At 68.4% G+C, this 14,716-nt stretch carries 5 protein-coding genes; all 5 read right to left on the bottom strand.

Features of this window, described 5'->3' with window-relative positions:
- Positions 1-79 precede the first annotated feature (79 nt).
- The 5 genes from DB354_RS11550 to DB354_RS11570 all read right to left on the bottom strand — a co-directional run bounded on the left by DB354_RS11550 (position 80) and on the right by DB354_RS11570 (position 14,694).
- The gene (locus tag DB354_RS11550; protein WP_107835779.1) at positions 80-2,044 is read right to left on the bottom strand and encodes a right-handed parallel beta-helix repeat-containing protein; all 1,965 of its coding nucleotides are present in this window, start codon (positions 2,042-2,044) and stop codon (positions 80-82) included.
- 24 nt (positions 2,045-2,068) lie between these two features.
- Entirely contained in the window at positions 2,069-7,093 is a 5,025-nt protein-coding gene (locus tag DB354_RS11555; RefSeq protein WP_107835780.1) for a glycosyl hydrolase, read from the bottom strand.
- Positions 7,094-7,162: 69 nt separating this feature from the next.
- Entirely contained in the window at positions 7,163-10,051 is a 2,889-nt protein-coding gene (locus DB354_RS11560; RefSeq protein WP_107835781.1) for a glycoside hydrolase family 2 TIM barrel-domain containing protein, read from the bottom strand.
- Positions 10,052-10,101: 50 nt separating this feature from the next.
- Positions 10,102-12,987 carry a family 78 glycoside hydrolase catalytic domain gene (locus DB354_RS11565; protein WP_107835782.1) on the bottom strand — a complete coding sequence of 962 codons (2,886 nt, stop codon included), beginning with the start codon at positions 12,985-12,987 and terminating at the stop codon, positions 10,102-10,104.
- A 75-nt stretch (positions 12,988-13,062) separates the two neighbouring features.
- Complete coding sequence (locus tag DB354_RS11570) at positions 13,063-14,694, bottom strand: DUF5060 domain-containing protein (RefSeq protein ID WP_107835783.1); 1,632 nt, start codon at positions 14,692-14,694, stop codon at positions 13,063-13,065.
- Between the last annotated feature and the right edge of the window lie 22 nt (positions 14,695-14,716).

The raw sequence follows: 14,716 nt of genomic DNA on the forward strand, positions 1-14,716 counted from the left end.
GGGCCGATCCGAGGCGCGATCCCTGCCTAAACCTCCCTTGCCTCTGTTACCTCCTGTAGAACGGATCGGGTTCGCGGCTCTACTTGCGCGGGGTGTCGACGGTGCGGGGCTCGGGGTCGGCGGGGACCAAGTCCTTGAAGGCCGCCTGCACTCCCGCGCGGCGCTTGATCTCCGGGGAGACCTGCGGGCCGTTGTTCTCCCAGACGTTCCCCGGGCCGTTGGCGTTCTGCAGGAACTTGTCCTCCGGGCACCAGTTGTCGCGCACGGTCACGTTTGAAGAACCCTCATCCGTGTAGAGGTAGAACCAGTGGTTGGGGCGGTCGACGTAACGGCTGATCACGATCTCATCCACGACGTTCTCCGTCACCCGCGTGCCTGCCTGCGCCGACAGCGTGTACACGCCGCCGATATCGCAGAGCCGCGTCGCCACGCGTCGGATACGATTCGCGTGCACGCGGTTGTCCCGCGAGGCGTTCACCGTCTTCGTCCAGCCCCAGCCCACGCTGATCCCCGTGTAGGAGCTGTCCGCAATGTCGTTGTGCTCGATGGCGATCTCCCGGGCGTATCCGGAGCCGATGGCCACGCAGCCCCAGTCGACGTTCGCGGTGTCGCGCAGCACGTTGTTCGCGATCCGCACGCGCGCGACCACCACGCGGTCGTCCTGCGGCGCGTACGGCACATGCGTCTCCACCCCACCCTCCTGGAACGAGCCGAGTTGGATGCCGTTGCCGCCGACGTCGGTGAACCGGCACCCCTCGACCAGCGCGTCCTGCACGCCGTCCACAAGGTCCAAGGCCGAAGCCGCGGTGTGCCTGAACTCGCAGCGCAGGAAGCCGACGTGCCGCGCGCCGCTGACCGCGACCGCGGCGGGAATCCGCTCGATCCACGCCTGGTTCTCGAGGCTCTTCTTGTCGGGCGTGCCCGGCGGATTGATGCCGTACGCCTCGACGATCGGCATGCCGGCCTGCAGCGGGACATGCCCGGAGCGGTTCGGCTCGAGCCAGCTCGAATGCGCAAACCCGACGTTGCGGAAGTACACGTGCTCGACGGGACGATCGAGGGTGCCGAGCACGCGCACCAGTTGCTCCAGCACCGGCACCGTCACCTCATCGCGCGCCGGGTCCTGGCCGCGCTCGGGCCAGTAATAGATCCGGCCATTCGCCGGGTCCTGAAACCACTCGCCCGGCGCATCCAGGAACTCGATCGCGTTGGCGAGATGGAAGGCGCCGCCGCCCTCCGGCGGCAGGATCGGCTGCGGCCAGGGATGCTGAAACTCGCGCGCACTCTCCGGCGCCATGAAGGTCACCTTCGCCGTCTCGCCGGTCACGGTGAGCGCCTTCACCCGCAGGAATGCCACCTCCCACTGCTGGGCCACGACCATCTCCAGCGCCCCAGGGCCGCGCAGGCCGGACACCAGTGTTGCCGGGATGGTGGCGAACTGCTCCTTGCGATCCCAGCCCACGAGCTGGCTCATCTCGCCACCGTTCGGCGTGCGTGCGCGCGTGGCGCGGCTGCCCTTTACCCAAAGATCGCGCAGCGCGAGCGGTCGGCCGCCGAGCTTCGGCGCCTCCGCCACCCACACCTGGCCGCGCGCCGCCGTCGGGAGACCTTCCACGGCTTCCGCCTTGGTCCAGCCGCCCACTGGCACCCCGCCGCTCAACCAGGCCTGTTCACCTACTGCCGACTCGAAGATCGTCGGAGCCACCGCGGTCGCGGTGTCCTCCACCCGCACAAATAGTGGCTCCGCCAATTGGTACACCCCGCCGCGCAGGATGATCCGCCCGCCTTCCGCGACCTTCGCGTCGTTGAGTCGACGCAGCTCCCGCACCTTGCGCAGGGCCATGCCGGGCGAGGCCAGCGGCTGCTCGCGCGTGCCGTCGGCCCGATCGTTGCCGTCCGGCGCCACCCAGAACTCCGCCGGCGCCGCGAACCCCGTGGCCGTCACGAGCGCCAGGCCGAGGCCCGCCAACCACCCCCGCCAGATTTGGGGCGGCCGCACGCCGGGCCGCCGGGAGCAGGAGTCAGGTCGAGAATGCGTCGTCATGTGAGTCTGGTCTCCGGTTTCCGGTTACTTGTTGGCAGGCGTGGCCCGCAGGTCCTTCGATGTGGCGAGCGCAATCACGCGACCTTGGTCGCCTACGGCGCAGTAGTAGTGATACACGACGCCGTCGTGTTTCAGCAGCCACGGTTTGTGGGCGAAGGTTTTGTCCCACGGTTCGCTCGGCTCCACGAGGTGCGGGCCTTCCCACTTGGTCCAGTGCACAAGGTCGCGGGACACCGCGAACGTGTCGAAGGCGCCGGGCTTCCAGCGGAAGCCAAAGTAGAACATCACCCAAAGGTCGCCCATCCGGACGATCTGCGGGTCGCCGCTGATGGCGGGTTTTCCGGGCGCGTTGTCGACCACCGGTTTCGGCCCGCCAAAACGGCGCCAGGTCACCATGTCGTCCGACACCGCCATGCCGATGGCCTCGTGGTTCCCGCGTTTCGTCTTGCCGTTGTAGAACATCACAAAGGGATGCCCGAGCTGCCGCGTGCGGTCGTGGATGATCGAGCTCTTGTACAACGTGACGTTCTCCCAGGGACGCACATCCGGCTGCGCCGGCGTCAGGATCGGATTCTTCTTCCACCGCGTCCACTCCTGCGGCTCGTCGGGCGTACGCGTCCAGGCGAGGCCGATCGACAGCGGGTCCGGCTCATAGCCCTGCTTGGCGCCGCCAATATAGCTGGCCCAGTAGCGGCCATCGAACGCCTCGGGCGCCAGCGAGCCACCCCAGGTTGGGTCGATCAACGCCATGCCGCCGTCGACCTGCCAGGCATCCCAGCCCTCCTGCGGATGACTCAGGATCCGCCCGAGTTTGCGCCAGTGCAGGAGGTCGTCGCTTTCGGCGAGGTAGGTTTGGTATCCGACCTGGTCCTTGATCGCCACGTACATCATCAGCCAGCGGTTGCCGAAGCGGAAGACGTTGGGGCAGTCCACCATCTCCTTCTCCTCTCCCTTGATCACGACGCCGTACTTGTAGGGCGTCTTCACTTCCTCGTACACGCGCTGGAGCTCCGCCGTCGGCACGGCGGCCGCCTTGGCGGTCTGATCCTCCGGCACGGTGAACGTCGCACGCACGCCGGTCTGGAGCCGCACCGGCCCGAGCAGGCCCGACTCCACCAACGGTTCGCCCGCCGAGTAGAACTTCCAGGTCGCAAAGGTCGTGCGACCACCCGGCGGCTTGGGCGCGCCCTGCGCGTACCAGTCAGGCACGCGCTTGATGCCGCGCTCCTGTCCTTGCCGGTACTCGTTCTCCGCCGGCAGCGCCTCGTCGCCGATCAGCCGGTTCACCCAAAGCGTGCTCACCGCAACCTCGAGCGTGTTGGCGCCGGCGTGGACGAGGTCCGTGACGTCGACCCGGTACGGCTCCTTCCATACGAGGCCGGCGCTGCGGCCGTTGACCTTCACCTCCGCCGCGACTTCCACGCGGCCAAGGTCCAGCATGAGTCGGTGGCCGGGCGCCAGCAGTGTCACGGGAACGTCCAGCATGCGCGAATACGTCGCGGTGCCCGCGTAGTGGCGCACGCCGGGATCGGCATGCCGGTGCAGCGAGGCAAGCTCCGGCAGCGTGATGCTCGCTGGCGCACCCCGGCCGGGCATAAACGCAACCTGCCAGGGGCCGTTCACCGGCTGCGGCGCCGGCACGTCGACGCGCACGGGAGTGGCTTCGCCGAGGGTGTAGGTTCCTGACTGCCACAGCATCGCCTCGGTCGTGCGGTCGTCCTGCCGCGCCAGTTCGGGCGCCGCCGTGAGTTCCGGCGCCGGCAGGCCGCGCGCCGCCTCGGCCGCAATCTCGTCCGGCGTCAGCGCGCGCGCCGCCAGTTGGGGCGTGCCCAGGTTGCCCTCAAAATAGTAGGCCAACCCCTGCGACGGCGGGGGTGGCAGGCCCGAGGCGCGCATCACGCTGTCCAACCCCGCAAAATAGAAACGCGAGTCGGGTCGGGGCGCCGGCGACTCCGTACCCGGATGCACGACGGCCCCCGATACGAGACCCTCGCGGACGAACCGGCCGTTCACGTAGAGGCTGGGTTTACCGGCGCGATAGACGACGGCGAAGTGCGTCCAGCCCGCGACCGGGAACTCCGCCACCAACACCGCCGGCGCGCTCTTGGTGGAGCGCTCGACGACGTACGCGCCGTTGCGGCCCACCGCCAGGCCGGCGAAGACGTGTCCCTCGCCGAAGACGACGTCGCCGTCCGCCGCCGGGATCGCGTAAAACTTGGCCGTCTCGTCGTGCCGTCCGGTGATCGACTCGCGCGGCAGCAGCCGCAGGTCGATGTCGGGCTTGGCCCAAATCGACATCGTGAAGTCACCGCGCGTCTGGCCGGGGGCCGGTGCCGCGGGGGGGCGGGCATCGAGCACGGGCGCGCCGTCCTTGAGCAGCGTCTCCGCTGGCTCCGCGGCGGCCTCGTGCCGGAACACCACGAACACCGACTCCGCCGGCTCAAGGTGCAGCGGCATCCGGATCCGGTCACCGTCGACCGCATACACCGCGGCGGCGGTCCGCTGGCCCGTCTCGGGATGCCAGAGCTCGGGCGCCTTCTCGCGCACGCGGAAGGTCACGGTGACGTCTTCAGCGCGGCGTTGGCGGTTGCCGATGAAGTAGATCTCCGCGCCAGGCAGCGAGCGGTGCGTCCAGGACAGCGCCGCATCGGCGCGCCGCCCCACGTACTCCAGATCCGGCGGCGTGAGCTCGCGCAGGACGTCTGCGACGGGGCGGTCCGCGAACACCCGCTTGCCGTCGCGCCAGAGCTCGTCCGCGATCCGGCGCACCTCGGCGTCGCTCTCGGGATAGCCGCGCAGCGTAAGGGAAACGACGGGCTTAGGGCCGATGATCGTGACGCCCTGGTGCGCGAACTCGCGCAGCTTGCGCATGACCTCCGGCGTGACGCCCTTCAGGTCAGCCGGAAGCATCAGCACGCGGTAACTGCCGCCGTCTGGCAGCACGATGCGGCCCTTGCGAACGCTGGCCCTGGCGAGCAGCGCCTCGGCGTTGATGAGGTCGAAGTTGTAGCCGGCCGGCAGCACGGGCATCGCGTACTGCGCGACGTTGGGTGGCCGCTCGCCGAGGAAGTAGAGCACATCGGCGACATACGTGCCCTGCCGCAGCAGCCACTGGCTGCGCGCGAGATACGCGAGCCAGCCGCGGCTCTGCTCAAACCAGGTGTTGGTCCGGTCGAAATCGAAGCCCCACGGTCCCATCGTCATGCCCGGAACCGCATCGGGGTGCGGCTGGTGCGCGAACCGGTGGAACACCATCTGGTTCAGGCCGAGACCAAACATCGTATCGCCGAGTGCCTTCTGCGCGTAGGGATACTCCTGCCAGCGGGACGTCTGTTCCTCGCCGGTGAACGCCTCGGCGGCCACGATGGGCTTGCCGTACACATGCGCCGCCGATGACACCATCTTCACGGTGCGGTTGGGTGACCAGGGGTTGCGCTGCCAGAACTCGGTCATGGGCACGTCGGGCAGCCCGCTGATCTGCAACTCGTCCAGGACGCCCTGACCGTAGCCTTCGACATAGTATTTCAGCCCGTGCTCGCGGCACAGCTCGCCAAGGCGGCCGTAATAAAGCTCCGCCATCATGTCGGCCTGCGCGCGGCGGAAATCGAAGAGGAAGCGCTCCGCGATCGCGGCATCGCCCACCTGGCGTCCTCCCGCCAGCACCGGAAGGTACGGCACGAGATCGTAGCCGGTGCGCCGCTGGAATTCGGCCGGCATCGCGGCGGTCCAGTTCTGCATGCCCGCCTCGTAGCTGTCGACGGTCACGGTCCCGAACGCGCGCGCCCTTTCTGGTCCGAGTTCCTTCAAGATCTGCCCGATCACGTGGTCGAAGTGGAACTCGATCGCGGCGGCGCTCAACTTGTCGCACTCGAGGCCCGTGCCGGCGGCCGACGCCGATACGTTGAGCTGCCCGGTCGGCGTGAACCCGATGCGCAGGAGGGTCCACGCGCCCGCCGGCGCGTCCCACGCGAGCCGACCGTCAGCGCCCACCTGCGCCGTGAGGTCGCGCACCGTCGCTGGATCGATCGTCGCTTCGCCGTCGGGCTCCGGGATCGTCATCTGCCGGCCCACGCGAAACGCAAAGTTCGCCTTGAAGTTCCAGTCGGTCACCCGGCTCGTGCGATGCAGGACCACCTCGCCGAGCTCGCCCGCGCTGGTCGGGACGACACGCACGAAGCGCGCGCGTACCGGCTTGAAGCTGCTTACCGCCGGCGGCTGGATGCCGTGCCGGCCGGGGTTGCGGAGGGACGCAATCCGCTCGTACGTCACGCCGTCCGCCGATGCCTCGACGTTCACCGTCGGGAACCGGCCGGTCGCCCCGGCGAACACGGTCACGGCGCGCAACTCGGTCGGCGCGACAAACTCGACCTGCAGGTAATCCTGCGGCGTCACGGCGACCTTGGTCGCGTAATCACCATCGCTCAGCGCTGTGCGCGGCACCTCGCGGCCGGAGGCCAGCCGCACTGATTTCAGGGTTTCCTCATACGGCGTGACCTCGGCAGGCAGCGCAGGAAACGCGATGACGAAGGCATCGCGGTACGTGCCAAGGTTCGTGTAGGGCTGCGGCAACGACAGCTCGACGCGCCGGCCCCCGGTGAAAGTAACCTCGCTCCAGACGAGTTGCTGCATCGCCCGGTCCGGGGTGATCCACGGGCCGCCGCTGCTCGACCAGCCCGGAGCGTTGTGCATGCCAAACCCGAGCCCGAGCCGCGCCGCCTCCGACACCGCGTGCCCGAGGAGTGAGCGCCAGTTGGCGTCGAGATAGCCGGCCGGGCCGGCCGGAAGGTACGACCCGCCGTCGAACATGATCGCCTCCCCCGCCCCCACGCGCGCCATCGCCTCGAGATCGCGCGTGATGCCCTCCCGGCTCACGTGGCCGTTCATCCAGAACCAGAGCACCTTCGGCTTCGCCGCGGCGGGTGGTTGCTGGAAGCCGGCTTCGATCTCTGCCCAGTCGGGCGTTGGCGCGGCGACGGCAGGAAGGCTCAGGAGCAGGCCGAGGCTGGCCAGCAGGCGGACGGACCGGAGGGCGACGAGAACGAACGACATGGGCGATGCAGGTGGAGGATGGGAGGAACTTGGCTCGGAGCCGCGCGAAGTGGCGCGCAGCGGCGCCGGTTACGGTTCGAAGCGGAACGTCACCCGACCGTGGCGCTCGCCCTCGACGCGCTGCGCCTGCGAGGACGGACCGACAAGGTCGGTGGCGTTGACCTTGTTGCGCACCGCAGGAATCACGTCGAGCACCGCGATCCCGGTCGCCGGCAGCGTATAGAGCAGCGCATCGCGGCCGTCGCGCGGCGTGAACACGCCGAGATAGCAGCCCGGCGTGCCGTTTTGAACCAGGATGCGGCCCTCGCTCGTGGTGAAGTCAGCCCAGCGCCAGTCGGCGTGGTAGCCCTTGAACTCCGGATACACGAAGGATTCGCCCGGGATTGGGTCGTTGTAGCGCTTGCTCCAGACGTCGAGGATGCCGCCCTGCGTGCGGTTCTGCCACGCGCGATACGGGCCGCGGCCGAGCCAGCGCAGCGCCTGCACGTTCCCCTCGGGGTACTCGAAGGTCACGCCCATCAACTCCACCACGCCGTCGTAGGCGTAGGTGTAGTCGAGCGTGACGTCGCCCGCCGGCGTGATCCGCCAGCGCGTCTCCTGCAGCGCACCAAAATAGCGGGCCGCGACGACGACATCTGCCCCATCGCTCTTCACTTCGATGCCCGTGAGGGTCGAAACCGTGGGCACGGCCTTGTACACGCGATCCGCCGGCGGTTGTCCCTCGCGGGTGACCGAGCCATCGAGCGTCCGATCGCCGCGGCGCGCCGCGACAAACCGCGGTCCGCCGCCGAGCGACACCGGCTTGCCGGCAACGCGCACCGCCGCGAGCTCGCCCGTACCCTTGTTGAACCGGAGCTCAAGCGCGCCGGCAAAGACGACGATCTCCGCGTAGTCGTGGCGGTATTCCGCCTTCGCCCCGGCGGTGGGTTTGGCGGACGACGCGAACGCCTCGGCCGGTTTCCAGCTCCACGACCACGTCCAGAGTTCCGCGCCGCTGGGATCCTTCACCGTGACGTGCAGCGCATCGGCCTCGCGCCAGTTGCCCGGCAGCGGCAGCGTGAGATCGCCCGCGCCGTGCGGCGCGACGACCGGACCGGCCAGTTCGCCGCCCGTGACAACTACGTGGCCGACGTCGCGGGCGTGCGAGGCCGGGAAGCGCACGAGTTTCCACGCAAAGGTGCAGGCGTTGAGCGGGGTGAAGTCGTAGCGATTCTCCACGCGCAGAACGCCGCGGAAGTCCGGCGCATCCACCGCCGCACTGAGCTGCACCGGCGACCAGATTTCGCGGATCGCCGGCACGCTGCCTTCGGGCTCGTGGTGCGGTCCGACGATCCCATCGGGCGCATACGCGCCGACATTGTCGATCCGGCCGCCCTGGTCGGAGCGCGCGACACCTTCGTCCGCCAACGCCCAGAGATAACCGCCCCCGCTGCGCGGATGCCGGCGCATCATCTCCCAGTAATCTGCGAGCCCCGCCGCGCCGCCCCCGTCGTAAAGCGCGTGCAGGAATTCGGTCGGCAGGAACAGCTCGGGCGCGCGGAGGTACTCCTGCGTCTCGCCGTAGGAGCGGTAGTGCATCGTGTCCACGCCACCGAACTTGCCCTGCGGGTGAAGGACGGGACGCCGCTGCGGGTCCCAGACGGCGAACTCGCCGTCGACCGCAGGGTTCCAGCCGCCCTCGTTGCCGTTGCTCCAAATGACAATGCTCGGGTGGTTCACGTCGCGCGTGACCATCTCGCCGATCAGGCGGCGGCCTGTCGGCTCGTCGTACTTCCCGTGCCAGCCTCCAAGTTCGTCCATGACGTACAACCCGAGTTCGTCGCACGCCTCCAGGAACGTCTCGTCCGGCGGATAGTGCGCGGTGCGCACGGCGTTCATGTTCATGCTCTTTATCAGGCGCACATCGGCGTAGTCGCGCTCACGCGTGAGGGTACGGCCGGTTTCGGGCCAGAAGGCATGGCGGTTGACGCCTTTGATCAGGATGCGCTGGCCGTTGAGGAAGAGCCCCTGCCCAGCGCGAATCTCAAAGGTGCGGAAGCCAAAACGCGCGGTCGTCGCGTGCACCGGCGCGCCCCCCTGCTTCAGGGTGAGCTGCACACGGTAAAGATGGGGCGTTTCCGCGCTCCAGAGTTTCGGCGCCGGGACAGTCGTCCTCACCACGGCGCGGTCCGATCCGGGAGCCGGAGCGGTTTCGATAACGCTGCCGACCGGGTTGCCGGCGGGATCGAGAATCTGGGCCGCAACGGAGACGCCCTCGGGCGCGGCATTGCCGAGAAACACGTGCGCCTCGAAGGCGCCGTCGGCGCGCGCGTCGATCGCCGCCCGGTCGATGTACTGCGCGGGCAGAACTTCGAGGTAAACGGGCCGGAAGATGCCGCCAAAGTTCCAGTAGTCGGCGCGCCGCTCCGCGAGGTTCACGCTCTCGTTGGCCGATTCCTTGTCGACTGTGACCTCGAGCTGGTTGCTCGCGCCGAATTTCAGGAGCCCGGTGATGTCCTGCTTGAAGCGGTAGAAGCCGCCCTGGTGAGCCGGGCCCGTCGAGATGCCATTCACGCGCACCTGCGTGTCGGTCATCACGCCCTCGAACACGAGCCGCACCCGGCGCCCGTTCCACTCTGCGGGAACATCGAAGCTATGACGGTATTTCCCCTGCTCCCGCGCGAGGCCCGGCGGATTCGGTTTTCCATAGAACGGCATGCCGAACTGGTACGTGCCAAAGCCCTCCTGCTCCCAGCACGACGGCACCTTGATCGTTGTCCATGTGCCGCTGCGGCGTCCCTCGGAGCAGAAGAACTCCCAGTTCACCGCGTCCGCTGAGCCGGTGCCGGACAGGTACTTCACCTCGGTCTGAGGTGCGGCCACGGCCGGCGCGGCGGCAGCCGACAACCGACCGGTGACGCCGAGAATGAGGGCGGTGGCCACGAACGTGGCAGGGAGCAAGGCAGGGCGGCGGCTCATGGGGAGGGACATCAATGAAAAGACGGTTGGGACGGACGTTTCCGCGAGGGCTACCAGGTGGAGGCGAACTCGTAGGTGCCGGATTCCACGGCAAACACGGCGCGGTCACCCTCCCAGCGGAGGAAAGTTACCCCGCGTGCCGCGGCGGCCGGCTGGCCGCTCTCGGTCACGGCGGTGTCGGGTTTCGCCGGCACATGGATCGTGGCGGTCGTGTTCGCCGGCACCGATACCTTGAGGGCGAAGCGTCCGTCGGCACGCGTCCAGCGAACCCCGATCGGTCCGTGGATGGACTTGTAGGTGGCCTCGACGGACGTCAGGTCGCCGACCGGCTGCGGCCGGACGATCACACGCTTGAAGCCCGGCGCCGACGGGTCGGGCTGAATGCCCGCGAGGTCGGCGTAGTACCACTCGATGACCTGCCCGAGGAAGAAGTGATTCCAAGAGGCGCCGCGGCTCGCGTTCCACGACTCCGCCAGCGTCGTGAGCCCCAGCTTGAGTTGATAGCCATAGCCGGGCTTCTCGTCCTGGTTGACGAACCCGTACACGACATCGGAGCGGCCGTTCTCGGCCAGCGCCTGGAAGACATAGCGGATGCCCGCCGCGCCGGCGGAGGTGTAACCGCGTTGCTGCAGGTCGCGCACCAGCGCGTCGAGCACCCGGGCCCGATGCTCCGGCGGCACTAACCCGAGCGCGAGTGGCAGCGCGAGCGAGGTCTGAGAGCCGCTGCCGTACACCTCGGGGGTGTCGGGGCGCAGGAACTCGCGATTGAAGCGCTCGCGAATGGTCGCCGCCTTCGTGGTGTAGCTGGCCGCGTCGTCGGCGCGCCCAAGGACCGTTGCGATCTTCGCCATAACGATGGCGTCCTGGTAGTAGAAGGCCGTGGCGGTGAGCGGTGGCGGCGTGAGGTAGGCCCGGCCCTCTTTCCCCAGTTGGTAATCGTACCAGTCGCCGAGACCGTCGCGTAGCAACCCGTCCGGCGCGCGGCTCTCGAGAAAGGCGAAATACCGGCGCATGGCGTCGTACCGCGCCCGGAGCAAATCGGAGTCCCCGGTAAACTGATACTGTTGCCAGGGCACCATGATGAAGGCGGCGCCCCACTCCGCGGCATTGCGGAATGCGCCTTTGAACACCGTGTACTCCGGCGCGATGTTCGGGACGAGCCCGGTGTCCAATTGGGCGCGGGCCATGTCGGCGGACACTTTGGCGTAGAGCCGGGTGAGGTCCCACTCGTACCGCAGCGCCGGGCCGTTGAGGTGCGTCTGCTCCAGCCAGCCGAGTTTCTCCCGGTGGGGGCAGTCCATGATGATCGAGACGAGGTTCGACCGCTGCGCCCAGCGCACCAGGTCGCGAATCCGGTTCAGCAGCGGGTTCGAGGTGGCGAAGGTTCCCACCGGCTCGGCCGTGGAATGCACGACCACCTGTTCGAGCGCTTCAATCTTCGGCAAGGCCCCGGATGTGCCCGTCCCCGAAGCGGGAGTCTCGCCGGTCGGCGCCGCGATCAGACCGGCTGGAAGCGCCGCCACGGTCGCGCCCGGGGGCACCGCGCCGGCGGGAAAGAGTTCCACGTACAGATAGCGCGAGCCCACGAAGTAGAACTGCGGGAACCACGACTCTTCGGCATCCGTCGCCTTCGTGTACTGCCACCACGCGCTGCCGCGATGCCCTCCCCCCATGGTGCCGCGATCGATCGTGCCGTCCTCATTCAACGCCTCCCCCGGCGTCATGCGGATGATCGACCCCGCGGGTCCGCTCACGCGGACCCGTGGCATGAACAGCGCGTTCTGGCCAAAGTCGTACAGCACCACGCCGGGCTTCAGCTGACGCACGTTCGCCGCGGGCCGCGTCTCGATCGCCCGCGTCGGCTCCGCCGCGAAGGTGTAGCCGCGCAGGGTGTCCGCCGGCCGGTTTACGCGCACCGCCGGGAGCCAGCTCCGTTCGTCGAAGCCGACGCGATCCCAGCCCGTGGGATAAAGCCGGGCGTCGAAGTCCTCGCCGCCGTACATGCTGGAGAATGTGATCGCCCCCGCGCGCGTGCGCCACCGCTCATCGGTGCCGACGAAATCGACGCTGCCGTCGGCATACTCGAGCTGGAGGTGCAGGACCGCGCGGAGCGGACCGAACGAGCCGGTGAACTTGGCGAACCGGCTGCGGCGCTGCACGTGGTACATGCCGTTGCCCAGGACCATGCCCGCGGCATTGCCGCCTTCGCGCAGGAGGGCCGTCACGTCATGCGTGTCGTACAGCGTGACCTCGTCGTAGTTGGTCCAGCCCGGCGAAAGCAGGTCCTCGCCCACCCGGCGGCCGTTCAGAAAGAGCTCGTACTGCCCCAGCCCGCTCACGTGCACGATCGCGCGGCGCAGGCCCGGCCGCACCGCGAACTCCCGCCGAAGCATCAGCGTTTCGGTGGTCGCCGGCGCTGCAATCCAGACGCCCTTCCAGTCCGTCGGCTGCAGCAACCCCATCGTCCACCGCTGCGGCCCGGTCCATGCCGTCGGCCTCCCGTCACGATCCCACACCCGCACCTTCCACCACACCGTCTGCGAGGACGCCAGCGGCGCGCCGGCGTACCGAATGGAGGTCGTGTCGTCGGACGCGATCTTCCCGCTGTCCCAGATCACACCGCGGTCCGCCGCCAACGCGGCGGAGGTGGACGCGGCCAGCACCTGATAGGCGGTTTGACACTGGCCACGCACGTCGCTCGCGACGCGCCACGAAAGGCGCGGAGCCGCCACGTCGATACCGGCGGGATTGGTGCCGAGCTCACATTTGGGCTCGGTGACGCGCAGCGCGAGCGTCACCGGAGCCGAGACGCCACGGGCCAGTGTGGGCGCCAGGAGCGCAAGCAGCAGGCCCGTCAGCAGCGCGGCGGGGGCGCGGCCGCCGTGACTGAGATTCCAGACGAAGTTCATGTTCATCGCGGGGCGGTCGAAACGCATTCGGCAGGTCGGGCCGGTCGGATTTCCCCCGCGCAGCGTGGCCGGGCCCCGCCGCGCGGATCGGAAGGCGGTGGACTAGTCGGTCGGCAGTTCGGTCTTGGCCGGGCCATCGGCGCCGACCCGCTGGAGGCGGATGGCGATGCCAGGCTTGCCGGGGAGCGGGATGACGCGGCCCTGCGCGTCGACGAAATCGTAGTTGCCCTGCCTCTTGGTGACGAACTCGCCTTCGATCGGAGTGACGGTCATCGCCCAGGTATCGATGACATCGGCCTTGAAACGCATCCCGTCGGTCACGCCGTTCTTGTAGAGGCGGAACGCCCATTCCTTCGGCGTCTCGTGGCCGAAGTAGGTCAGGTAATAGCTGCCCGGGATGCCCGCGGTCCGCGGATCCTGCCACTTGTCGATGGGATCGATGCCCTCGGCCGGGCCCTCCTCCAGGATCTTGCGCAGGAACGCGAGGCGCGGGGCGCTCACGCCGGTGAGCTTGCCGCCAAAGGAGGTCCAGGTGTCCTCGACCACGGTGGCAAAGTAGTCGCCGTGGCCGACATAGGTGCCGGCGACGGTGCCGCACCAGAAGCGGTGCACCATTTCCTGGCCCGAGAGGTTGCCCCAGCGGTAGTGGCTGTTGCCCTCGTATTTGACTTCATCGTACACGATCGGCTTCCGGTACACGCCGCGGTACATCTCGGCGCGGCCGGGCTCCTCGACGGCCGAGCCGTTCTGCATGCTGACGTGCGTCACCCAGGGCTTGTTGTGGTCGTAGATCAGGCTGCCGTTGTGGATCGAGCGGAGGTGGTTGAACGGATCGGCCTGCTGCACGACCTGGAACAGCCGGTCCCAGTCCGCCTCGGTCTTGGTGCGCAGGAAGTCGTACTCGTTCGCCATCGACCACCAGATGTTTCGGAAGGCGGCGAAACGAGCCACAACGTAGCGGACGTAGCGCTCGTCGTCGGCGGCGTCCATCGTCTCGAAGCCCCACTTGCCGTACGGGTTCAGCAGGATCACGTCGGCCTCGACGCCGAGATCGCGCAACTGCAGGAGGCGCTTCTCATAGTGACGGAAATACTCGGGGTTGAAGCGGGTGTAGTCCCAGTCGTGCGGCGGCTTGCCGACGAACGGCCAGCGCGGCGGGGCAAACCTCTGCTGGTAGGGCGTCGGCTGCGGCGTGATCAGCATGCGGGCCTTGTTGAACGGCGCCTGCGCGAGCGTCTGCAACGTCTGCTCCTGCACCTCCTCCGGGGTGTCGAGCCAGTTGTAGATCGTGGTGCCGATCTGCTTGAAGGGCGTGCCGTCGGCGTAGGCGAAATGAAACGTGTTGAAGACCCGGACCGGGCCGTGGTTGCCCTTGCCGGCCGGGGTCACGGTGAAGCTGCCGGTCGTGCCGGTCAGCGGCCAGCGGTTGCTCTTCGTCTCGTAATGCCAGGTGCCAACCTGCTCCGGCATGAATCGCACGCGGTACACGCCGTCGCCGTCGTAGAATCCCGGCACCTCAATGGTGCGCGCGCCGTTCGTGAACACAGCGGACACCCGGACCTCCACGAAGGGATTGCCGTCGCTGGGACCTTTCAGCGTCAGTTCAAAGACATCCCAACGGGCGACGGACGTCGGGGCGGCGGCCGGGCCGGACGTATCGGCGGCAACGGAGCGCAGCGGCAGGGCGAACAGCCCGAGGACGGCTACGGCGAGGGTGGAGATGAGGCGGTTCATGGGGAGAGGAAGTAGAGACACG

The organism is Opitutus sp. ER46 (genome assembly GCF_003054705.1).
Taxonomy (GTDB): Bacteria; Verrucomicrobiota; Verrucomicrobiia; order Opitutales; family Opitutaceae; genus ER46.